This window comes from Sulfurospirillum barnesii SES-3 (assembly GCF_000265295.1).
In the GTDB taxonomy this organism is placed as follows: domain Bacteria; phylum Campylobacterota; class Campylobacteria; order Campylobacterales; family Sulfurospirillaceae; genus Sulfurospirillum; species Sulfurospirillum barnesii.
The window spans coordinates 685,632-708,625 of record NC_018002.1 but is presented as its reverse complement, the minus strand read 5'-3'; the positions used below and the strand labels follow the sequence as shown (position 1 = coordinate 708,625).

At 39.9% G+C, this 22,994-nt stretch carries 25 protein-coding genes; 11 read left to right on the top strand and 14 right to left on the bottom strand.

Annotated features, from left to right (window positions below; genetic code table 11):
* Window positions 1–3 precede the first annotated feature (3 nt).
* Window positions 4–963 carry an 8-methylmenaquinol:fumarate reductase iron-sulfur subunit gene (sdhB, locus tag SULBA_RS03660; protein WP_014768923.1) on the bottom strand — a complete coding sequence of 320 codons (960 nt, stop codon included), beginning with the start codon at window positions 961–963 and terminating at the stop codon, window positions 4–6.
* Window positions 963–2,810, bottom strand: a complete 1,848-nt coding sequence (gene sdhA / locus SULBA_RS03655; RefSeq protein ID WP_014768922.1) for an 8-methylmenaquinol:fumarate reductase flavoprotein subunit — start codon at window positions 2,808–2,810, stop codon at window positions 963–965. Before sdhA ends, sdhB begins: the two co-directional genes overlap by 1 nt.
* A 182-nt stretch (window positions 2,811–2,992) precedes the next feature.
* Between sdhA and SULBA_RS03650 the strand changes: the two genes are divergently transcribed.
* From SULBA_RS03650 to SULBA_RS03630, 5 genes are all read left to right on the top strand, one after another.
* Entirely contained in the window at window positions 2,993–3,892 is a 900-nt protein-coding gene (locus tag SULBA_RS03650) for a LysR family transcriptional regulator (RefSeq protein WP_014768921.1), read from the top strand.
* Between the two features lie 91 nt (window positions 3,893–3,983).
* A complete protein-coding gene (locus SULBA_RS03645) occupies window positions 3,984–6,230 on the top strand; it encodes a glutamine--tRNA ligase/YqeY domain fusion protein (RefSeq protein ID WP_014768920.1) in 2,247 nt (748 codons plus the stop codon).
* Entirely contained in the window at window positions 6,223–7,365 is a 1,143-nt protein-coding gene (locus SULBA_RS03640) for a glutamate--tRNA ligase family protein (RefSeq protein ID WP_156790508.1), read from the top strand. Before SULBA_RS03645 ends, SULBA_RS03640 begins: the two co-directional genes overlap by 8 nt.
* Window positions 7,362–7,658: a YggT family protein gene (locus SULBA_RS03635; protein ID WP_014768918.1), complete on the top strand. Its 297-nt coding sequence runs from the start codon at window positions 7,362–7,364 to the stop codon at window positions 7,656–7,658. The genes SULBA_RS03640 and SULBA_RS03635 overlap by 4 nt, the downstream gene beginning before the upstream one ends.
* Window positions 7,648–9,291, top strand: a complete 1,644-nt coding sequence (locus SULBA_RS03630; protein ID WP_014768917.1) for a lytic transglycosylase domain-containing protein — start codon at window positions 7,648–7,650, stop codon at window positions 9,289–9,291. The genes SULBA_RS03635 and SULBA_RS03630 overlap by 11 nt, the downstream gene beginning before the upstream one ends.
* Here the strand turns inward: SULBA_RS03630 and SULBA_RS03625 are convergent.
* Entirely contained in the window at window positions 9,233–9,709 is a 477-nt protein-coding gene (locus SULBA_RS03625; RefSeq protein ID WP_014768916.1) for a hypothetical protein, read from the bottom strand. The genes SULBA_RS03630 and SULBA_RS03625 overlap by 59 nt on opposite strands.
* Window positions 9,710–9,820: 111 nt before the next feature.
* Between SULBA_RS03625 and mobB the strand changes: the two genes are divergently transcribed.
* From mobB to ybeY, 6 genes are read left to right on the top strand one after another with little or no spacing between them, the layout of a single operon-like run.
* Complete coding sequence (mobB, locus tag SULBA_RS03620; protein ID WP_014768915.1) at window positions 9,821–10,318, top strand: molybdopterin-guanine dinucleotide biosynthesis protein B; 498 nt, start codon at window positions 9,821–9,823, stop codon at window positions 10,316–10,318.
* A 1-nt stretch (window position 10,319) separates the two neighbouring features.
* Window positions 10,320–11,156: a class 1 fructose-bisphosphatase gene (locus SULBA_RS03615; protein ID WP_014768914.1), complete on the top strand. Its 837-nt coding sequence runs from the start codon at window positions 10,320–10,322 to the stop codon at window positions 11,154–11,156.
* Window positions 11,149–11,346 carry a hypothetical protein gene (locus tag SULBA_RS03610; protein WP_014768913.1) on the top strand — a complete coding sequence of 66 codons (198 nt, stop codon included), beginning with the start codon at window positions 11,149–11,151 and terminating at the stop codon, window positions 11,344–11,346. Before SULBA_RS03615 ends, SULBA_RS03610 begins: the two co-directional genes overlap by 8 nt.
* A 44-nt stretch (window positions 11,347–11,390) precedes the next feature.
* Window positions 11,391–13,322: a methionine--tRNA ligase gene (gene metG / locus SULBA_RS03605; protein WP_014768912.1), complete on the top strand. Its 1,932-nt coding sequence runs from the start codon at window positions 11,391–11,393 to the stop codon at window positions 13,320–13,322.
* The gene (locus SULBA_RS03600) at window positions 13,319–14,329 is read left to right on the top strand and encodes a hypothetical protein (protein WP_014768911.1); all 1,011 of its coding nucleotides are present in this window, start codon (window positions 13,319–13,321) and stop codon (window positions 14,327–14,329) included. The genes metG and SULBA_RS03600 overlap by 4 nt, the downstream gene beginning before the upstream one ends.
* An 11-nt stretch (window positions 14,330–14,340) precedes the next feature.
* Window positions 14,341–14,763 carry an rRNA maturation RNase YbeY gene (gene ybeY, locus SULBA_RS03595; RefSeq protein ID WP_014768910.1) on the top strand — a complete coding sequence of 141 codons (423 nt, stop codon included), beginning with the start codon at window positions 14,341–14,343 and terminating at the stop codon, window positions 14,761–14,763.
* A gap of 18 nt (window positions 14,764–14,781) precedes the next feature.
* Here ybeY and mrdA read toward each other — a convergent pair whose 3' ends face one another.
* Genes mrdA through SULBA_RS03540 form a run of 11 tightly spaced genes read right to left on the bottom strand, consistent with a single transcriptional unit; the run spans window position 14,782 to window position 22,994 of the window.
* The gene (gene mrdA / locus SULBA_RS03590; RefSeq protein WP_014768909.1) at window positions 14,782–16,602 is read right to left on the bottom strand and encodes a penicillin-binding protein 2; all 1,821 of its coding nucleotides are present in this window, start codon (window positions 16,600–16,602) and stop codon (window positions 14,782–14,784) included.
* Window positions 16,599–17,072 (bottom strand): hypothetical protein, encoded by a 474-nt coding sequence (locus tag SULBA_RS03585; RefSeq protein WP_014768908.1) that lies wholly within the window; start codon window positions 17,070–17,072, stop codon window positions 16,599–16,601. The genes mrdA and SULBA_RS03585 overlap by 4 nt, the downstream gene beginning before the upstream one ends.
* Window positions 17,039–17,497, bottom strand: coding sequence for an N-acetyltransferase (locus SULBA_RS03580; protein WP_014768907.1), 459 nt, complete (start codon window positions 17,495–17,497; stop codon window positions 17,039–17,041). The genes SULBA_RS03585 and SULBA_RS03580 overlap by 34 nt, the downstream gene beginning before the upstream one ends.
* A complete protein-coding gene (gene yihA, locus SULBA_RS03575; RefSeq protein ID WP_014768906.1) occupies window positions 17,490–18,095 on the bottom strand; it encodes a ribosome biogenesis GTP-binding protein YihA/YsxC in 606 nt (201 codons plus the stop codon). The genes SULBA_RS03580 and yihA overlap by 8 nt, the downstream gene beginning before the upstream one ends.
* Window positions 18,092–18,556 carry a lipopolysaccharide transport periplasmic protein LptA gene (gene lptA, locus SULBA_RS03570; RefSeq protein ID WP_014768905.1) on the bottom strand — a complete coding sequence of 155 codons (465 nt, stop codon included), beginning with the start codon at window positions 18,554–18,556 and terminating at the stop codon, window positions 18,092–18,094. The genes yihA and lptA overlap by 4 nt, the downstream gene beginning before the upstream one ends.
* A complete protein-coding gene (locus tag SULBA_RS03565) occupies window positions 18,557–19,090 on the bottom strand; it encodes a hypothetical protein (protein ID WP_014768904.1) in 534 nt (177 codons plus the stop codon). It lies immediately after the preceding gene.
* Complete coding sequence (locus tag SULBA_RS03560) at window positions 19,081–19,578, bottom strand: KdsC family phosphatase (RefSeq protein WP_014768903.1); 498 nt, start codon at window positions 19,576–19,578, stop codon at window positions 19,081–19,083. The genes SULBA_RS03565 and SULBA_RS03560 overlap by 10 nt, the downstream gene beginning before the upstream one ends.
* A complete protein-coding gene (gene hisB, locus SULBA_RS03555; RefSeq protein WP_014768902.1) occupies window positions 19,575–20,150 on the bottom strand; it encodes an imidazoleglycerol-phosphate dehydratase HisB in 576 nt (191 codons plus the stop codon). Before hisB ends, SULBA_RS03560 begins: the two co-directional genes overlap by 4 nt.
* A 6-nt stretch (window positions 20,151–20,156) precedes the next feature.
* Entirely contained in the window at window positions 20,157–20,945 is a 789-nt protein-coding gene (locus SULBA_RS03550) for a septal ring lytic transglycosylase RlpA family protein (RefSeq protein ID WP_014768901.1), read from the bottom strand.
* Window positions 20,926–22,167: a lytic transglycosylase domain-containing protein gene (locus tag SULBA_RS03545; protein WP_014768900.1), complete on the bottom strand. Its 1,242-nt coding sequence runs from the start codon at window positions 22,165–22,167 to the stop codon at window positions 20,926–20,928. Before SULBA_RS03545 ends, SULBA_RS03550 begins: the two co-directional genes overlap by 20 nt.
* A gap of 26 nt (window positions 22,168–22,193) precedes the next feature.
* Complete coding sequence (locus SULBA_RS03540) at window positions 22,194–22,994, bottom strand: TatD family hydrolase (RefSeq protein ID WP_041671901.1); 801 nt, start codon at window positions 22,992–22,994, stop codon at window positions 22,194–22,196.

Genomic DNA, 22,994 nt, shown 5'->3' with positions numbered 1-22,994 from the left:
ACCTTACTCCTTTGTTGCAGCTTTGGCTGCTTTAATCATTTTTACTAAATCTTTATGTCCTTCGATGGTATGTCCACCAAAGATTTCCAGCGGGTTCATTTTTCCAGCACGCATCAACGTAATAGCCATCCCTGTTCTTGCAACCGTGCTCACACCCTCGGTTCTGAGTGCCAAATAGATTTCATTTAAGCGACCAGAGCCTTCAACGAGGTCGGTATGAAACGCTTTAGCGTGTGCTGGTCCTAAACCACTGGTGAGTCCTTTTTTGATGGCAAGAACGGTTAAACCTGCAATATCATCGGCTGAGCTGATGTGTTTGGGGCAACGGCTAATACACTCTTGACAATGCACACAATTCCATAAACCATTGGCAACCGCAGGCTTTACATGAATCATCGGATCTTTAGAGCGTGAATCATTGGCAACTTTCCATGCTCTAGTGTAGACGAAAGGCTCCATGTAGTCACTTCTATCCGCAGAGAGTTTGTTACACTCAGAAGCACAGCTTCCACACAAGATACAATCCCACTGCTTCTCGATGCGGTCATACTCTTCTTGATTTTGACGACATCCCTCTTTTTCTGAAAATTCCGATTTTGCGACCAAACCTGGTTTAACTTTACGAAGATTCTCAATGGCTGGCTCCCAATCCACCGCTAAATCTGAAATGACCGTAAAATTTGCCAAAGGAGAGATTCTAAAAGTCTCCATATCTTTATACTCTTCAAACAACTCTGTCATTTTGGTATCACACGCAAGATAAGAGTGTCCATTGACACGCACAGAACACGCCCCACAAATCGCCATACGACACGATGCTGTAAAATTAAGGGTAATGTCTTGCGTTTGTTTAATTAAAAGCAAGACACCTAAAAGTGTTAAGGCCTCAATATCTTTTTTCTCTACGGTATAGGTTTGTTGATAATTTCTTTTGCCATCAAAGCGATCAATGATAAATTTCATTAGTATTTCCTCTCTTCAATTTTAAACTGACCCACCACAACATCTTTCCAAGCTAAGTGCATTTTACCGCTCTCATCCATTGTGACCATCGTGTGTTTTAAGAAATTGGCATCATCACGTTTTAAGTAATCCTCACGGTAATGAGACCCACGTGATTCCTTGCGCGCTGTCGCACCCATCAGTGCAGCACGAGAGGCAAGCAACAAGTTACCAAGCTCGATATACTCTGTATAGGCTGTGTTGAAAATTGGGTTGGCATTGGGGATACGAAGCGCTTCATAACGTGCTTGAAATTCAGCATGTTTATCCGCAAGTGCAAGCAATTTAGACTCGGTTCTAAAGATACCCATGTTATACCAGTTGGCAGCGCCCATCTCTTCACGAAGCGCATACATGTCGTTCACATTGCCTTTGCCTGAACCTGTAATCTCTTTAAAATGGCTAATCCATTTTAATGTTAAATCTTTGAGGCGTTTTCCAGACCCAAAATCTGCTTTACTTGCGTACTCTGCGGCATTAATACCTGCAATTTTTCCTGTGACATTGGTATCGCACAGTGAGTTACCACCCAAACGATTTGCACCATGAATAGAAACACATGAGGCTTCACCTGCGGCAAAAAGACCAGGCGCTGTTGTTGCCATCGTATCAATGCTGGTAACGTGAATACCACCCATAGAGTAGTGTGCCGTTGGACGGATAGGAATAGGCTGTTTCACAAGGTCTATATTTTCAAACAAGAGCCCGACATGGCGAATTTGTGGTAAGTTTCTCATGATTTTTTCTTCGCCAAGATGCGTTACATCAAGAAGAACATACGCTTCCATGTCATGCCCAAAACCACGTCCTTCACGAATCTCTGTTTCAATGGAGCGGGAGACAATGTCACGAGGAGCTAGTTCCATTTTGTTAGGCACATAACGTTTCATCAAACGCTCACCTTGATTGTTGAGCAAGATGCCACCCTCGCCACGTGCGGCTTCGGTAATAAGTGCTCCACCATGGCAAACACCTGTTGGGTGGAATTGAAGCATCTCAGGGTCTTTAAACGCTAAACCTGCACGCAAGACTGCTGCTGCACCATCGCCTGTTGCGATATACGGTGTTGAGGTACGATTCCAAAACACACGGGTATACCCGCCTGTGGCTAAAACGACCGATTTGGCACGCACAGGAGCAATATCACCTGTTCTAATATTGCGAAGCACCACACCCTCACAATTTCCATTCTCGATACTTAACTCGAGCATCTGATGTTCCATCAAAAACTTAACCCCGTTTTTAAGTGCATCGTCCAAACAGGTGTGTGTTAAAATCTGTCCTGTTTTATCTTTGGCGAAATTACAGCGAATTTTAGAAGCACCGCCTGCATAACGTCTATCCACTTGACCTTTTGCATTTCGAGAAAATGGCATACCTATATAATCCAGTTCATGAATTGCTTCACTGGCATACGTTGCAAATTTAAGAGCGCTATCTTGATCAACTAGATAATCTCCTCCTTTAACCGTATCTTTAGCGTGCAATTCAAATGAATCACCCTCACTAAAATCAATGACCCCGTTAATACCACCCTCTGCCATACTGGTTGCACTTCGTGTAGGCATCACCTTGCTCACGACCACAACACTTAGCTTTGGATTTTTCTTTCGTGCGGCAACCGCAGCTCGAAGACCCGCAGCCCCTGAGCCAATAATTAATACATCACAGGTTGGAATACCTGATGTATTGGTTGAAGGTGAAGAAGCCGCAAATGCTTTTTCAACGCCCGTTGTACTTGCAGCCAAAGCACCCATGGTAATACAGGCTGACTGCAGAAATTCCCTTCTGGTAAACTGCTCACTCATAAGATTTCCTCTCAATGGTTTTATAAATCTAAAATTATATTTTCAAGATACATTTTAAATTTAATGACAGCAAAATACTAATACACTTTTATTCATAAGTCAAAGTAGATTTTTGATATCTTCTCATAGGTTTTTCCTATAATAAAATATCTTCTAAAAATATGCTAATAAAGGGGTTTTAAATGAGTTTAAAGCAGATAGAATGTGTGGTCATGGTTGCAAAATTAAAAAGCTTTACCAAGGCGGCACATAAACTTAAAATGGCACAACCTTCTCTAAGCCAAAGCATTAATACCGTAGAAAAGCAGTTGGGTGTTCCCCTCTTTGATCGCACCACAACACCCATCAGTTTAACCCATGCTGGAGAAGTTTACCTGACAAAAGCCAATGCCATCATAGAACTTTACAATGATTTAAACATACAAATGCGGGATGTCACAGGCTTTGAAAATGGAAAATTACGGCTGGGATTTTCACAGACAGGGTATCATTTTATTCCCAATGCTCTCTCTTTGTTTTATAAAAAATTTCCCAATGCGGACATTAAAGTCTCTCAAGTCTTTTCCACACTCAAACTTGAAAAAATGCTCCTTGATGGAGACATTGACATTGCAACCCTTATTTTGCCTCTGAGTTCCACGGAGTTAAATTATAAAATCTTGAAGGAAGAGCAAGCACTTTTGGCATTGCCTATCACGCATCCTCTGGCGCAAAAAGCCAAAAAAAGAGCCAAAGGTTACCCACTGATTGCTCTGAGTGACCTCAAAAATGAGAAATTTATTTTGCCTAAAGAGAGCCAGCGAAGCAGACCTATTTACGATAAAATCTTTAAAAAAGCAGGTTTTGAGCCACACATTATGTGTGAAACAGAGACGTTTGATATTGCCAATTCCATTGTCGTTTCAGGCATTGGTGCGTGTTTTACCTTGCCTCAATTTATCAAAGAAGATAAAGCCGATAAACTCATGCTCTTTAACATTGATGAGCCACTACTTCAAAGAACAGCCGTCTTGGCCTATCGAAAAGATAAACGTCTCTCACGCATTGCAAATGAATTTTTATCCATGGCAAAAAGTCTCTAAGCCTTAGACTTTATGTTCATTACATTATCTCTTAATGTACCACATGATAAAATACAAACTATCAGAGTTTTACATCAAAGGTTTTAAGAACATGAGCGAGAGTAAAGATTTTTTACGTGTAAAAGTTGAAGAGGACTTAAAATCAGGCAAATATCAAACCATTGTAACGAGATTTCCTCCCGAGCCTAATGGCTTTCCACACATTGGACATGCTAAGTCTATTTGTATCAATTTTGGCATTGCACGTGATTATGAGGGGCATTGTAACCTCCGCATGGACGATACCAACCCTACCACCGAAGATACCAAATACGTTGAAGCGCTTAAAGATGCGGTGACATGGCTTGGGTTTAAGTGGGATGGTGAGGTTCGTTATGCGTCTGATTATTTTCCTAAGATTTACGACTACGCCGTACAACTGGTTAAAATGGGCAAAGCTTACGTCGATAGCCTAAACGAAGAAGAGATACGTGAGTACAGAGGCAGTGTCACAGAAGCGGGACGTAGAAGCGTTTATGCGAGTCGCAGCATTGAAGAGAACCTAGAGCTTTTGGAGCGCATGAGACAAGGCGAATTTAAAGACGGTGAGCATGTCTTACGTGCTAAAATTGATATGAGTGCGGCAAATATGAAGATGCGTGACCCACTTTTGTACCGCATTCGCCATGCCCACCATTTTAGAACGGGCGATACATGGTGCATCTACCCAATGTACGACTTTGCGCACTGTTTGTCCGACTACATTGAGGGCATTACCCACTCCATCTGTACGCTTGAATTTGAAAATAACCGTGATATTTACGACTGGGTTTTAGATGCACTGGAGCTCACTCCTCCTCGTCCGTATCAACACGAATTTGCACGCCTTGGCATCAACTACACGGTGATGAGCAAGCGCAAACTGCTAGAACTTGTTAAGGACAATTACGTAAACGGTTGGGATGACCCACGACTTCCAACGATTGCTGGCTACAAACGCAGAGGCTACACGCCTGAGTCTATCATCAACTTTTGTGATCAAATTGGCATCGCCAAAGCCAACTCGATGGTCGATGTCGCACAACTGGAATTTTGCATCCGAGATGATTTAAACCAAAAAGTGCCTCGTGTGATGTGTGTGTTAGACCCGCTTAAAGTCACCATTGAAAATTACGAGGGGGAAGAGGAGATAGAAGCCTCTTATTACCCACACGATGTTCCCAAAGAGGGTTCTCGTACACTCCCTTTTACCAAAGAGCTTTACATTGAACGAGACGATTTTATGGAACATCCAATGGAAGGTTACAATCGCTTTACGCCCACACAAGCCGTGCGCCTCAAACATGCTTACATTCTTACATGTAAAGAGATTATCAAAGATGAAAAAGGCGCTGTTATCGAGCTCAAAGCGACCTACCACCCCGATTCTAAAAGTGGGGCTGACACCAGTGGTATTAAAACCAAAAGTGCGATTCATTGGGTGAGTGCCAAACATGCTAAAGAAGTAGAAGTCAGACTCTATGAGCGTTTATACAGAGTTGATGCACCCGATGGGCTTGAAGATTTAAACCCAGATTCTTTACATGTAAACACCCATGCCTTGATTGAGCCTGCGGTGATTAGCGAAAAAATTGATGTTAGATTCCAATTTGAAAGGCAAGGGTATTTTTATGCTGACCCTATCGACTACACCGATGCCAAACCTGTCTTTAATAAAATTGTAGGGCTTAAAGATTCATGGGCTAAAAAAGCAGAAGCACCAAAGCACACTCCTAAAATAGAAGCTAAAAAAGCACATATTGAGGGTGATGTCGCTCCGATGAATGAAGATGAGTTAGCTCGTTTTGAGCGCTACACCAAAAGTGGACTTAACGCTGAAATCGCCAATACCTTAGCTCGTGATGAAAAACTCTCTGCATTTTATGACGCGACCCTTTTACATGTAAACAGTCCTGTAAGCAGTGCCAATATCGTTGCTAACGAAGTTGCCAGAGAGCTTAAAAAAGAGCTACCGCTTAGATTTACCGCTCAAGATGTGGCGGAACTGGTAAAGATGCTTGATGAAGGCGTCATCTCTTCTAAAATCGCCAAAGAAGTTTTTGAAGTGATGGTTCAAACAGGCGAAAAACCTCTTAGCATCGTTGAGAGCAAAGGACTTAAACAAATCAGCGACCCTGCTGTGATTGAGCCTCTTATTGATGACATCATGGCAAAGAACCCTGAAAATGTCGCCAAATACAAAGCGGGCAATACCAATCTTTTTGGCTTTTTTGTAGGACAAGTTTTAAAGCTAAGTGGTGGCAAAGCCAATCCGAGCATCGTGAATGAACTCATTTCAAAGAAGCTTAACCATGGTTAGATTTTCAGTTGCGCCTACCCATGATATTTTGGTGAGTGAGCTTCGCATCGCTCTTTTGAGTGCTCTTTATGCCCAGCAAAAAAACCTACCGTTGATTGTACGCATGGAAGATGGCAAACGAAGCGAGGAGATGGAGAGAAGAGAGGATGAACTTTTAGAAATTTTATCGCTTTTTGGTATCTCATATAGCCAACTCTACTACCAAAGCAATAATTTTAAGTACCATCTCCAATTTGCCTCCACGCTGTTGGATAGAAAAAAAGCCTTTATCTGTTTTTGCGCTGAAGATAAAGCTTCACCCTATGATGGAGCCTGTGAGCCTTTAAGTAATGAAGAGATTTTAAACAATCCTAGCCCTTTTGTGATTCGCATGAAACCCTCTTCCACAACGAGCGATAGCTTTACCATCATGCAAAGAGACAAATACCCAACTGCCATTTTTGCTAGGGCGTGTGATGATATGCTTCAAGGTGTCAGTACCCTCATTCGTGAAGAGTCACACAAGGAAGATGCCTCCAAAGAGAGTCTGGTAAGAGAAGCATTGGGCTACGAAGAAGCTTTAAACTATCTTTACGTTCCAAACCTTGAAAACGCTGAGAGATGGAGCGTGAAAGCACTTTTGGATGAAGGATTTATGCCAGAGGCGATTGCTCGGTATCTTTTAGCACTTGGTACAGAATGGCAACGTTGCGAAGAGCAAACCAACACGCCTGTGGCGTTTGAGAAAGAAGCACTGCGCCAAATGAACAGAGCGTGCATTCAAAATCTCAGTGATATGGAGCTTTCAAAACGCCTAGGCTATGCCTGTGAGAACATTGGAAAACTGGCAAAACTGTACACCAACACGCTAAATACCACTGCGGAGATAAAGGTCAAAATAGACGCTATTTTTTCGAAAAAAGAGCCTTTATGTGGGTTTGAAACGGAGAGTAAAACGCTTCAAAAACTCATTTTAGAAGCGCCTTATTTTGAAAGTTATGATGCTTTTGAAGCCTATTTGGCAGAAAAAAGTGCTTTAAAAGCTGAAGCATTTTTCACACCGCTTTACGTTTTATTTATGGGAGAAAAGAGTGGTTTAGCCCTTGCTCAAACCTACCCTTTTCTTAAAAATTATCTTAAGGAGATTGTTCGATGATTGTTTTAGCAACCCTGATTGAGGCATTTGCCACTATCTTACATACGTTAATTAATATATATATTTGGGTGGTGATTATTGCAGCACTGATTACCTTTGTACGACCTGATCCGTACAATCCCATTGTGCAGATTCTCTTTCGTTTAACCAACCCTGTTTATGCTTTTATTCGTAAATTCGTTCCAACGCTGATTGGTGGAGTCGATTTAGCCCCGTTAATTGTCATTTTAGTCCTTCAATTTGTTGACTTATTTGCGGTTAAACTCTTATTTGCCCTTGCCAATGCGCTGTAAATTTCTCATTGGCACGCTTTTTTGCCTTTTAGCCTTTAGCCCATTGTTTGCCAACGAAGGGGTGGATTTTTCATTTTTTAAAGACAAACCCCAATCCTTAGCAAAAGATTTTTACATGTACGAATACCTCCAAAAAGAGAGCACGACACCTGAGGAAGCCAAAGCGCTGTTTGGCATGGTTCACACCATGAATCTTCGTTTTTTCCATCTTTTTGCTAAAAAAATGGATAACCCTGAATTTAAAAAAATCTCACAGTGTATTGACCTTGATATTACCAGCCTCATGAAAGAAGATGATGCGTGTTTGAATATTGGTATTAACGCTGCAAAACTGACCTCTTTACCCAAAACACAGCTCAAACTCATTAAACCCCGTTTAACACACAACAAAGAACTTCAAAAACTCATTCCTATCATGGAGAGTGAGAACGTCTATGAAAGTGCGCTCAACAGTGACATAGAGACATTTTTAAACCTCTACAACGGTAGTATTACAGCCTATAAACTTGCCAATTTCAATCAGCACATCCTTCCAAAAGAGCATTTGGACAGACTTTCAAATCACCCACGCTTTAACCAATTGGTTTACAATACCGTTCAAAACGATAAACTAGACAAAGTCCAACAATCACTCTTACATGTAAATCCCTCGTTACATGTAAACGCTAAATCCCTTTTTTATTTGGGACTCAATGCCCTCAAATACCATGAGAAAAATAAAGCACTTGCCTTTTTTGAACACGCCATCGAAAGAGCAAAGAAGCAAGAAGAAAAAGACAAAGCCCTCTTTTGGCAATACCTTACAAGCTATAATGCCCAATACCTACAAAAACTTGCAAAAAGCAGTGATATTAACCTCTACTCTTTATTTGCTTTTGAAACACTGGGTGTGCCTTTAAAAAATATTCTTTCTCCTAAACTTGAGGGAACCCATCCTAGCTTTGATGTAAGTGACCCTTTTGCATGGGTCAAAGAGATGAATAAAGCCTCACGGATGAATCACGACGAGGTGGAAGCGTTTGCACAAAGCTTTAAATACGCCAATACCTTACCGCACTATTGTTACTTAATGGAGCGAGCGACACGCTACAGCAAACACTATTACCCTATTCCTTATCCTGAAGAAATCGCAGATTATTCCATTCATCGACAAGCACTTATGCTAGCGATTGCTCGTCAAGAGAGTCGTTTTTTACCCTCTGTCGTCTCAACCTCTTATGCGCTGGGGATGATGCAATTTATGCCTTTTGTCGCACGAGATATTGCACAAAAAGAGAAACTTGCCTCTTTTGATATTCGAGCTATGTTTCACCCGCATATTGCCTATCTTTTTGGGAATATTCATCTTAATTTTTTAGAACGAAACCTCATGCATCCCCTTTTTGTCGCTTACGCTTACAATGGAGGACTTGGTTTTACCAAACGCCACCTGCAAGCAGGCGCTTTTTCACAAGGAGCGTATGAGCCTTTTTGGAGTATGGAGACGATGATTAACGAAGAGAGCCGTGAATACGGTAAAAAAGTGCTGGCAAATTATGTCGTGTATCGCCATTTATTAGGCGATGATGTTTCGATTAATAATCTTTTCGAAATCCTACTGAAACCCTCTTTGAGTGATCGGTTTCGAAACTAAGTTCCATCTTGATGGTTGAGGTGTAAGGTGCTTCAACCAACACGTAATCCGTCCATGCGTTTGAAGAAGAAACAAGTGTGAGTAAGGGATTGTCTTTTTCCAGAGGTGTTACACGCACCTCTTCTGTTTTACCATTGACCTCAAAAGCACGGAGCGTTGTTTTTACAAAACTCTCTTCCCCTGTTGCTCGATACGTTCCTACGATAAATTGCTCATGATTTTGGGTAACAAGCGGATGATTTAAAGGGTTCAAATAAGTAATGGTTACAAATGTTCGAGAAGTTTTAGAGTGTATAATTTCAACTTTTTTGCTGTGTGTCATACCATAATCAAGCACTTTTTCACTTGCATTATCTGCCAATTTTGAAGCACATCCACTGATTAAAAACATCAAACACACGCCCATAATATACCGCATAAAAACTCCCCTATTTTTTAACATCAACTCTTTTAAACTCATCAAAAGCTAAATCTTTTTTTGTTATAATCTTTTGTATTTCTATGATAATAACATAAAAAGCAGGAAAAAATGAAATCCTTAGCCGTTGCCTTTACTGGACCCTCAGATAGCGGAAAAACGACCCTTATTCTTAAAGTTGCTAGCCTTTTAAAAGAGCATTATTCCCTTGCTATCATCAAAAATGACCCTAGCGATAAAGCACACTTTGATGTAGAGGGTAAAGACAGTTGGAGATTTTCACAAACAGGTGCTGAAGTGGTCGTAACATCGCCCACACGTACCACGCTCTTTTCAAAACGCCAAAAAAGTTTGGATGAGATTATTGACATGCTCGGTGATTTTGACTTTTTATTGGTCGAGGGACTTAAAAATCTTCCTCTGCCTCGTATTGCTATTTTTCGCAATAAACTCAATGAAGATTATTTTGAGTGTTCTGATGCAATTGCAGTGGATGAGAGTGTGTGTTTAAGTGATTATGTTATTCCTGAACACATTGCTATTTTAGACCTTAATAACCCTGAGCACGTGGTGGCTTGGATAGAAAAAAATGCTAAGAAAGTGAAATAAAATGACCGAAATTTATGAAGCGATAAAGCGTTCTGCCAAACGGATTAAAGAGGCAATTGAGTTTGATGATACAGGCTATTCTGAAAATATTAACGCCACAGGCGATACCCAACTGAAACTGGATATTAAAAGTGATCAAATCATTGAAGAAGAGTTTGCCAAAGTTGCCTCTATTAAAGAGATTATTAGCGAAGAAAAGGAAGAGAAAACACCTTTACATGTAGAGGGGATTTACGGTGTCGGATACGACCCACTCGATGGCTCAAGCCTGATTGATGTTAATCTTAGTGTTGGCTCAATCTTTGGTATTTACGAAGGTGGCTACGCAGGTGCTAACCTTAAGGCGGCTGTTTACGTGGTCTATGGCCCTCGTGTAGAATTGGTGATTGCAGAGCAAGATGTGAAAATGTACCGCATGAATAAAAGCGGTGAGTTTGTGTTTATTAAAACCATTGAACTCAAAGAAAAAGGCAAACTCAATGCGCCTGGTTCAACGCAAATGTGTTGGGAGCCTAAACATAAAGCCTTAATGGATGCGATTTTTGCCGATGGCTATCGTTTGCGCTACTCGGGAGGCATGGTACCTGATTTGCATCAGATTCTTTTAAAAGGTGGTGGACTCTTCTCTTATCCTGCAACTTCAGATGTGCCCAAAGGAAAGCTTCGCATGATTTTTGAAGTCTTCCCTTTTGCTTTTGTCTACGAAAAAGCAGGGGGAGAAGCCATTGATGGGCAAAGAAGAATTTTAGAGCTTAGCCCCTCACACCCTCACGATACCACACCCTGCTTTTTTGGCTCCAAAGCAGAGATAGAACGTGTTAAGAAGTGCTATGAATAATAACGCAAGCGATGTTTTTGAACAAAATCTGCAAGAAAAAAAAAGACTCTTGCAAGCATGTCAAACTGAAAAAGAGTTAACCTCGTGCAGTGAGTGTGAGAAAATGTTTGAGTGTGAAACCCGCAAAGCTTACGTCAAAGCTGTGTATGAAAGCATGGCAAAAGGTGAAGGTGGCGGTTTTGAGTTTTGACACCATCAATTAATAGAATTAATCAACAAGAATTAGGAAAAACAATGTCCCAAAAAGCCTATATTACTACCCCAATTTACTATGTTAACGATGTTCCGCATATCGGACATGCGTATACGACGATTATCGCTGACACGATGGCACGTTACTACCGCCTTAAAGGCTATGAAACATTTTTCTTAACAGGAACCGATGAACACGGTCAAAAAATCGAAGAAGCTGCAAAAATGCGAGGCAAAAGCCCACAAGCTTACGCCGATGAAATCAGCGGAAAGTTTCGTGCCCTTTGGGATGAGTTTGAGATTAGCTACGATAAGTTTATTCGTACCACAGACGCTGAACATAAAACAGGCGTGCAAAAAGCGTTTCAAGTCATGTTTGACAAAGGCGACATCTACAAAGGTGAGTACGAGGGGCACTACTGTGTCAGTTGCGAGACATTTTTTACGGACACTCAACTGGTTGATGAAGACAAATGCCCTGATTGTGGAAAATTAACACGCCTTGTGAAAGAAGAGAGCTACTTTTTCAAACTCTCAAAATATCAAGAAGACCTCATTAAATGGTACAACAGCGATGAAAAATGTGTCCTTCCTAAAGGCAAAAAAAACGAAGTGATTAGCTTTGTGAAACAAGGGCTTCGTGACCTCTCCATTACTCGTACCAGTTTTGATTGGGGTGTGAAACTCCCCTCTTCCATGAACGATGATAAACACGTCATGTACGTCTGGCTCGATGCTCTTTTAAACTACACTACCGCTTTAGGCTATGGAGGGGATGAGAAACATATGGAATTTTGGCCCGCAACCATGCACCTTGTGGGTAAAGATATTTTACGCTTTCATGCCATCTACTGGCCAGCCTTTTTGATGAGCCTTGGCTTAGCACTTCCTAAACACGTTGCGGCTCATGGTTGGTGGACGAGAAATGGTGAGAAAATGAGTAAAAGCAAGGGCAATGTGGTCAATCCAAAAGAGGTTGCTGATGCGTATGGGCTAGAAAACTTTAGATACTTTATGCTTAGAGAAGTTCCTTTTGGACAAGACGGTGACTTTAGCCAAAAAGCGCTGATGGATCGTATTAACTCTGATCTTGGCAATGAGCTGGGTAATCTTTTAAACCGTATCATTGGTATGAGTGGTAAATACAGCAATGGTGTCATTAACTCTAAAGATGTCACTACCTTTCATGAGAGTGAATTAAACGCAGTGGATGAGATTTTAAAAAATGTCGAAAATAACCTCTTAGAGCTTCAAACCAACCGCTACCTTGAAGAGCTTTGGAAAGCGCTTAGCATCGCCAATCAAGCCATTACGGTGCATGAGCCATGGGTCAAAATCAAAGAGGGAAAAACGGAGCAAGCCTTAGCCCTTGTGGCATTGGTGTCTAATATTTTAGCACGTGTGAGCATTCTCTTACACCCTATTATGCCTAAAACAACTTCGACCATTGCCAAAGCCCTTGGATTTGAAATCACGACAGCAAACTATGATAAATTGGTTGTGCGAAAAAGCTTTTTAGAGGAATTTACCATTGAAAAAGTGCCTCCTCTTTTTCCTCGTATTGAAGAAGAGCTTATGGCACACTCTGAACCTGCACCCACAGAAGTAGCCCCTGTAAAGAACTCCAAAAAAGAGGCAAAAATCGAGTCCATCATTACCATTGAGCAATTTTTTGAAACCTCACTTAAAATTGGAACCATTGTAGAAGCTAGTATTTTAGAAGGAAGTGATAGGCTTTTAAAACTCAGTGTTGATTTAGGGGAAGGAAAACTTCGTCAGATTGTCGCAGGAATTCGTGAATATTATAGCCCTGAAACACTAATGAATACACAAGTATGTGTCGTAGCCAACCTTAAACCTGCCACCATTAAAGGACTCCTCTCCGAGGGCATGTTATTGGCGGCAAAAGATAAAGAGGGGCTCTGCCTTATTCGTCCTGAGAGTCCACGTAAAAATGGCGCTTCTATTGGATGAAAATAGAGAACTTTGTACGCATCATTGATGGGAAGCTAAGCACCACGCCTCCCATTGATGCGTTTGGGAGTATCTGCTTTGAACCCTCTCGTGTTTTGCATGGTGATCTCTTTATTGACACCACTGCTTCACGAAAGATGATTCATCAAGCCCTTGAAAAAGGGGCTTATGCTGTAGTGAGTATTTTGCCTTTTATGAACGAAGATGAGGAGTGTGCATGGATAGAAGTCTCTACTATTGAACAGACACTTATTAAATTACTGCGTTATACCATTACCCAAAAATCGCTCAATTTGCTACTCCTCTCTCCCGTTCAAGAATCTTTACTGGAGATGATTCAAACGACACCCAAAGCAGTGAAACGCCTCAAAGGGGACCTTGTACACATTACAAAAACCATCTTGTTAGCAAAAGAAGAGGAGTCTTTTTTTCTTAGCAATGCATTATTAGTAGATAAAATAGCACCTGTTGCACAACGCCTTGAGACCCATTTACATGTAAAGCCTACCCTCGTATCAAAAGGTCTTTTTTTGAGCTCTTTTACCTACAAAGAGCGCTTTTATACGGAACAAAAAATTCCCTCTATATTTGTGGAAGCCTTTTTGTGCTTGCTCGACTTTTGTGATGAAAATGCCATTGCTTATACGCTTGAACACCTCAATTTTTGCGAACACTTTTATCCCCAATACATTAGCCAAAATTTTTCTAAAAAAGAGTTTGGCACAAGTGAAAAGGTTTTAATTTTTGAACCGACATTTGAACTCCTTCCCTCCCTCTTAAATGCGATTCAAAAAGCCCATCACAACCCTTCTGTAGCGCTTTGTTTACCTGAATCCTTGCACTATAATTTTCCTTTTGAGGGAGACAGACTCTGGTATAAAGAGCCCTCACTTCTTTTAAATGAATTAAAAACAAGACGCTTTACCTATGCATTGATTATTGGTGAGAGAGAACTTTTTGATTCTCTTTTATTTAAAAACACCACGACCCAGCTCAGTCTATTTTAAAAGGAGAAGAGATGCTAGTCATTGAAAATGAATCCAATATATCGTTACATGTAACGCTTTTACAACGTATTGTAGAAGACTTCACACAAAAAGAGGTTGAACTGATACTGATTGATAGTCACAGCATGCATGCACTTAATCGTGAACATAGAAGCGTGGATAAAACCACCGATGTGTTAAGCTTTCCTGTGGATGATTTCCCCCATGCACCACTTGGTTCCATTGTCATTAATTATGAGTTGGCGGCACAAAAAGCTAAAGAATTGGGACATTTGAGCGAAGAAGAAATTACCCTTTTGTTTATTCATGGTTTTTTACATCTTTTAGGCTATGACCACGAAAAAGACACAGGAGAGATGCGAGAAAAAGAAGCTTTTTTGATTGCACACTATCACCTGCCTCAAAGCCTCATTGTCCGTACCGAAGGGGTGTAAACGCTTTACATGTAAAGCTTATTTTTTACCCTCTTTAGCTTCAGGAATTGTAATGTAGCCCATCTCATACAACTTATCATAGATTTTAGCAGCAATTGGTCCACCTTCGCTTCCTCCATGCCCTCCGTGTTCGACTAAGACCGTAACAACATATTGAGGGTTATCATGCGGGGCATAGGTCGTAAGCCATGCGTGCGAGCGATGATAGTACTCCATATCTTCTTCACGCATTCGTTTTTTATCCGTTTGAGAAATTCCAACCACCTGTGCGGTTCCCGTTTTAGCGGCAATCTTAAATGGTGCGTTATGTTTAAGGTGATTGAGTGCCGTTCCACCAGGAACATTTGCAACTTCATACATACCATCACGTGTAACTTTTAAAAAACGTTTTTCCTCTGGTGTCACAATGTTGGGATCAGCAGGAAAGTCAATTTTAACATCATTGACTTTGTGTAAAAAATGCGGTGTCACTCCATTTCCTGTGGCTAAAAAAGCGGTGTATTTAGCAATTTGCATAGGGGTAACCAAAAAATACCCCTGCCCTATTGAGCTGATTAAGGTTTCACCTTGTGACCACCCTTTGCCAAAACGCTCTTTTTTCCATTCACGACTGGGCACAATACCGACAAACTCACGTGGTAAATCCACCCCCGTTTTTTGCCCAAAACCCACTTTTTTTAAAAAAGGCGCAATATTATCAATGCCCACTTTCAAACTGGTTTTATAAAAATAATCATCACAGCTTCGCTGAATGGCTTTAATGTAACTCACCATACCATGCCCATCTTTTTTCCAATCACGAAATAACCGACCACCAAGCTCCATAACACCTGTACTTTCAATGATTGTCTGCGGCGTAATAATACCAGTATTTAAAATTGCCATACCAACACCCATTTTAATGACAGAACCAGGAGGGTACAAACCGTTGACCAGCTTATTTGTAAAGGGATGTTTTAAATCATTAGCAAGGCGTGACCACTCCTCTTGAGAAATGCCTCCCACAAAGGTATTGAGGTCATACTCAGGAAAACTAGCTGCTGCTAAAATTTCACCGTTCTTTGCATTCATGACAATGACTGCCCCGCTGGGTTCATCAAAAACCGTCTCAAGATAGCGTTGTAGTTCAAGATCTAAGCTTAAGACTAAATCATTACTTTGGGGTAAGGTTTTACTCACCTCTTCAATCTCTTGATTCAGAGCAGTAACCTTTGTCTTTTTTTCTCCTTTAACCCCTTGTAAAACAGCATTGTAATACTTCTCAATACCTGTTTTTCCTGAAAATCCAACCAACTTTGCAATCTCATCTTCGGCGACATCTTGCGTATTTGATTTACCAACATAACCAATGATATGTGAGGCTAACGCACCATGCGGATAGTGCCGTTTGGAGGTAATTTTAATACTGGTATACTCTCTTTGCGCAATTTTGGCAAAATGAGGAATCATCTTGTCATACGGTACAAAATCAATAACATTCACATAATCATGGTTGTACGATGAATCCGCTTTTAAATAGGTCTTTGTTAGACTCTCTACACTGTATTCAGGCATTAAAGAGGAGAGAAAAGCAATTTCATTCTCAAGCAATTCACGCTTTGATTTTACGCTCATGCGAGGCGTAATACCAATGGCAAAACCCAGACGATTAATAGAAAGTGGATTTAAATTCCGATCCAAAATAACACCACGAAGTGGCGCCAATTCGTCCACCTTAATAGCATTTTGCTTGGCTATCTCTTCATAATAGGCATTTGATTTAATGCTAATGTAATAAACCCTAATCAACAAGGCGATACACACAAAAAAAACAATGCTTAAGACAATTTTGATTCTCACCGAACAATCCTAAAAAGCATAAACGAAAGAATTGAATCAACCGCTATATAGTAGAAATAATAGCTTGAAAAATACGGAAAGGTTTCATTATCCAAATACGCTAAAAACATATTCAGAAGATAATGTCCTAAATAGGCAATACTTACGTAGACAGCTAAAATACAATTATTACATGTAAAGGTTACTTGCACTTTATGCACAACAAACTGATACACAAACACAAATAAAATGACATAAGAAAAAAGATAAAACCCTTTGTTTACGTCATACAAAAACAAATAGGTAAATCCTAAAAGTAAAGGAATCGCATTTTTTTCACGATCGTGCGCATGAAGCAGCAAATAACAAAAAACAACCCCCACAAATGAGGGGATAAGCGGGTATAACGCAGAGAGACTATGCCCCAATAATAACCATAATGAGAGCCAAAAGAGTGTTAAATGGTTTTGATAAGTGCTATTTCGTCGCATACTGGAAAATGTTTACATTTAATACAATCAGCCCATATTTTATGAGGAGGCAGTTTTTCTTTTGGAATTTCACAAAAGCCTAAGGATTCAAAGAAAGCTCTTTGATAGGTCAGTGTAAAAGCAGTTTTTACCCCCAAGGATTCACCCTCTTTTAAAAGTGCGTGAATGATTCCTTTGCCAATGCCTTGACCACGGAATCCCTCTTTGACAACAAGGCTTCGAATCTCTGCTAAATCGTCTGCATGGAAATGTAAAGCTCCAAATCCAACAATAGCCTCTCCTTCTTTCGCAAGAATATAAGAGCGAATATTTGTTGCCATTTCATCGGAACTTCGAAAGAGAATAATACCCTTTTCCACTTCAGGTCTTACCACCTCTTGCATCGCAATAATATCACTGAGTTTTGCTTTGGTATATTCAATCATTTTCCACTCCAAAGAGCATTTCAAAAATGGCATGTAATGCCTTATCTATCCCTTTTTTATTACTGCTAGAGACCAATAACGCATCAGGATAATGTTTTTTAATCACACTCACATCACTTTGCTTGAGTTTATCGGATTTGGTAAAAATACGCAAAATTTTCTGATCAGGACGTATCAGTTTTTCCAAGTAAGCATGCACATCATGGTCACTTTCCAAAAAAGGATGGCGTGAATCAATCAAATGGACAAAAACACGAATCGAGACACGTTTTTCAATATAGCGTGTCAAATTCCTCTGCCACTCCTCTTTCATACTGCGTGAAACTCTCGCATATCCAAATCCTGGAAGATCGACAAATTGCACGTTAAATGTTTTATCTTCTTGTGTAAATAAAACATTAAAAAAGTTAATGAGTCTCGTTTTACCAGGAGTAGAAGAGCTCTTTGCTAAACCTTTTTTATTGGTAAACGCATTAATGATAGAGCTTTTCCCCACATTGCTACGCCCAATGAAAGCAACTTCACTAATGCCCTCAGGCGTTGTCTCTTCTAAAGAAGAAGCTGATTTTACAAAGAAGGCATCTTTAACCTTAATCACTCTTTTTTATCCTCAACTTTGAAGATAAATTTAACAGGCTCCCCGCCCTTACCATCAACACTATAATGCCCACTGTTTTGATCCACACGGACATAATCACCATACACTTTTTTATCGGTATCTATCTCATGTAAAAAGGCTTTTTTCTCTAAAATATAGAGGCTTTTTTGAGGTTCATAGGTCATCTTCTCTGCCTCACCATAATACTTTTTCTGATTCATGATTAAATTTGCTTTTGCATTGCCTATAGCGATATAACGAATGGGTTGTTTCTTATCGTCAAACTCAACAGTGATATGATTTGCTGTAATCTTATCACTCTCTTTGGTTACCTTAACATGCCCCTCAAAAATACTTACTTTTTTCTTTTCGTCTGCAAAAAATTTATCGGCAACAATTTCTACTTGCGCAGCACAAAGAAAACTTGCACACATCAGCCATATCACAACGCTTTGTTTCATCTATTTTTTCCCTACATTTTGAATAAAAGAGTGTATATTTGTGGCGCTTATTGTGCCCTCTTTCATCTGATAAACAAATGAATCTCCTAATGTTTTGCTCTGTTTTTGTATAAATACAAAGGGTTTCTGACTGCTTAATGTTTCACTCTTCAGGTTATAAAAAATATCCTCACCCTCTAAAGAGACTCCATCATCCCTGATATAGTGCGAATTGGTCTTAAAATGCATCACACTCTCTTTTAAAATACCCTCATCACTGCGTAAAAGACCTCTTAATCCCTCTTTTGTTTTATGCCCTGCATGGATGGTATACAGCTTATCAAAATCTTTATAGCGGGCAACACGTTGTGATTGAACAACGCTCTCAATACTTCCTTCTTTAATTTGATAATTTTGCGCATTAAAAAGCTCTATTTCAGGGATGAGTGTGCCATCTTGCGCAATCGTACGAATCGTATAAGGCTCTTTGAAAATTAAAAAGAGCATCAATGCCCCAAAAAGGAATGTTGTGTAAAGTAAAATTCTTACAGCCAAAGGTTTACGAATGCCTCACTTAATTTCTCTTTTTCAACCACACAATCAATCATTTCACGCACAGCACCTTTTCCGCCTGTACGAGTAAGCACCACATCAACCTCATTTTGAATGTGAGGAAGTGCATCCGCTGGAGCAAAAGAGAATTCCACTGCTCGCAAAAGAGCAAGGTCATTCAAATCATCCCCAATCGCAGCTACATTATCAAAACCAAGCCCTTCTTTTTCTAAAATAGATTCTAAAACTGCTTTTTTATCTTTGACATCTTGATACAAATAGGTAATACCCAACTCTTTCGCACGACGCTCCACCACACGTGAACTTCGCCCCGTGATAATTGCACTTTTACGACCTAATTTATGCCACGATACAATACCAAAACCATCTTTGACGTTAAATGTCTTAAACTCTTCACTGTCACTATTACCATAGGTGATACCACCATCGGTTAAACACCCATCCACATCAAACACTAAAAGTTCTATCACAACACACCCTTTGTGCTAGGGATGCCTGCGCGTTCATTTTTAATTAAAGAACGTCTTAATGCGACTGCAAATGCTTTAAATGTTGCTTCCAACACATGGTGTTTATTTCTCCCACGAAGGGCTACAATATGGGCAGTAATTCCAGCATTATGCATTAAAGCTCTAAAAAATTCTTCAGCCAATTCCACGTCAAACTCACCTACTTTGCCATCCATCTCAACTTCATAAACAAGGTACGGACGGTTACTCAAATCCAAAGCGCATTCCACAGCGGCTTCATCCATCACCACCACAGCATTGCCATAACGCTCAACACTTAGAATGGGATAAATAGCCTCACGCAACGCTTGCCCTAAGACAATGCCCACATCTTCGACGCTATGGTGAAAATCAATATGTGTATCGCCTTTACATGTAAGACTCAAATCAATCCATGCATGCTTCGCAAAAGCTTCTAGCATATGGTCAAAAAACCCTATCCCTGTCGCAATAGACGATTGACCCGTTCCTTCAAGATTTAAACTAACGCAAATGCTTGTCTCTTTAGTAACTCTTTCTATGCTGTGTACCATTTTTTCCTATTCCCTTACAATAAACGAGCCTTTAAAGAGCCCTTTTGCTATAAAATCAGAGGCTTCATCTTCACTCTCAAAACCTTTAAGCCATACACGGTATATTGGTTCATTTTCAAAAACACCCTCTTTAATAATAGCATTGTAGCGATTATTAACATTCATATTGCTTTGCGCAAAACGGGTTGCTCCCGCTTTATTTCTAAAGGCTCCAATTTGAATCAAATAGTCTGATTCAACAACGCTTTGTTTTGGTGCACCTACAGGCGAAACAACGCCTGAGAAGCCAATGACTTCTAAACCAACAGGACCTGTTCCTTGTGCCACTAAATCCAACCGTGTCGCTGCCATGTAAGAGAGGTCAATAATGCGTGTTCCCACAAAAGGACCTCTATCATTCACACGTACCACAACGCTTTGATTGCTTTTAAGATTGGTAACTTTAAGCATGGTATTCATTGGAAGCGTTTTGTGTGCAGCTGTCATATCGTGCATATTATAAATTTCACCATTAGACGTTTTTTTCCCATGAAAATCTTTTCCATACCAACTGGCAACACCACTAAAATAATCCCCTACACTGACCATCGTAGGCGTATAGGTTTTCCCATTAATCGTATAAGGACGCATCGTCGCTCGATGCATATTGGGTGAATCAATAATTTTCCCAGACTCACCGTATCCTGAAGTTTTATTATTCGAGGAGGGAAAATACGAAGATTTAGAAGAACATCCAACAAAAAAAAAGAGTGCTACACAGAAGCAACAAACGCTACTAATTCTTTGGAATAACAAGGCGCTCCCCCGCTTTCACCAATGCATTTTGCTTTTTATTTGCTTTTAACAACGTTGCAACAGACATATCGTATTTTTTTGCAACCGTTTGTAGTGTATCGCCCATTTTAACAACATAGACCCTTTCACGGCTTACATTTTCTGAGGCTGAAACAGGGGCTGCTTTTCCAAAGGGAACCACCAGTGTCGTATTGGGTTTAAGTGCTGCTTGTTTTAAATGATTTAACTCCATTAAAGCATTAGCACTCATGCCATAATGTTGCGCAATTTTATGTAAAGCATCGCCTTTTTTCGTTGTATAAATGGCATATTTTTCAGGCTCTTTAGTATGGTCGAAATTTTGGCTAAAAGCAACTTGGCGGTCCTGTGGAATGTAGATGTACGACTGTGAACCCATGGGAGGAGTGAAGGTATATTTTAAATGGGAATTGTATGCTTTTAGTTCTTTTGAACCAATACCAATGCTTTCAGAAACATCTTTGAGTGACGTTCCATTTTTAACATTCACTTTAATAAAAGTCGTATTATTGGCACGATTGAGTAAATACTCCGAGTCATTATCAAGCATAAAGCCTGTGCTATTTGAGATAACGCTCATCATCAAGATTTTACGAATATAAAGCCTGCTCTCTTTAGGTAAATATTTTTGATTTTCATCCAAAAGCACACTAATATCATCACTTCCAGCTTTGGCAATCGCCTTACTGACGGTTCCTTCTCCACAATTATATGCCAGTGCCGCTAAGTACCACTTGCCAAACATTGAATGCAATCGTTTTAGATAGGCAATGGCGGCTTCTGTTGATTTAATAGGATCTCTTCGTTCATCAATGTATGTATTTTCAACCAAACCATACCGCTTAGCCGTTGCTGGAATAAACTGCCAAATACCTGATGCCTTAGCAGAAGAAGAGGAGTAAGGATCAAAACTAGATTCAGTCATAGCAAGGTATAAAAATTCTGCTGGAACATCAGCTTCTTGCATCATTTTTTGCAAAACAGGAATAAATTTATCACCATTTTCTAAGGTTTTTAAAAAGTGTTTTGTTTTATAAATTTCAACATCTTCTTTCATAGAAATAAAAATGGAATCTTTTAAAAAGGTGTTGGGAAGGTCAAAATTTTTAAGAGCGATGAGTTGTTTTTCGTAGTTATTGTCCGTATTTAAAAACGCATGGAGACTCTGAAATAAGAAAAAAAGGGTTAGAATAACCTTAAACATGCCTCTCCTTTATCATTGGATTTAGCTTAGATTGTATCTAATTTTATCTTTTCTAAAGCTTTAAAGAGTTTCAAGGCATTTTTTGTGGTCATTGTGTGAACTTCTGTGACACTCATACCTAAAAGTTCCGCCATCTTTTGCGCAACCAATAAAGTATATTCAGGAACATTACGTTGCCCTCGATAAGGCATAGGTGTCAAATAAGGAGCATCCGTTTCTAAGACTATTTTATCCATAGGAATCAAAGGCAAAACCTCAACCAACTGCTTTGCATTTTTAAATGTCAATACACCACCAATACCAAAATAAAACCCTTTATTGGCCAAGTCAAGTAGGTGTTTAGAGGCATTATAACAATGAAGAACTCCTCCCACAACCGATGCCTCTTCTTCTAATAATATACGTTTGCTGTCTTCATTTGCATCTCTAATATGTACAATAAGAGGCTTTTTGAACATTTTTGCAAGCCTGATATGTTTGGCAAAAATTTCGTGTTGTTCTTTTTTCTCCAATGCTTTTTCTACAGTGTCTTCTGGTAAGCGATAATAATCCAATCCACACTCACCTACGGCAATACATTTTTCATCTTTTAAAAAATCTTTTAACCGCTCTTCGTTATATTCGTGATGATGATACGGATGTATGCCTGCTGCAAAAAAAATGTGTTCATACCGATGGGCTAATGCTTGTGCTTTTTCTAAATCATGAATGCTCGCCCCTGGAATAACAATACCACGAACCCCTTCTTTGTAAGCTGTTCCAATAACCTCGTCTACATCATTGTTAAAACATTCATCATCTAAATGGCAGTGCGTATCAATCACCAT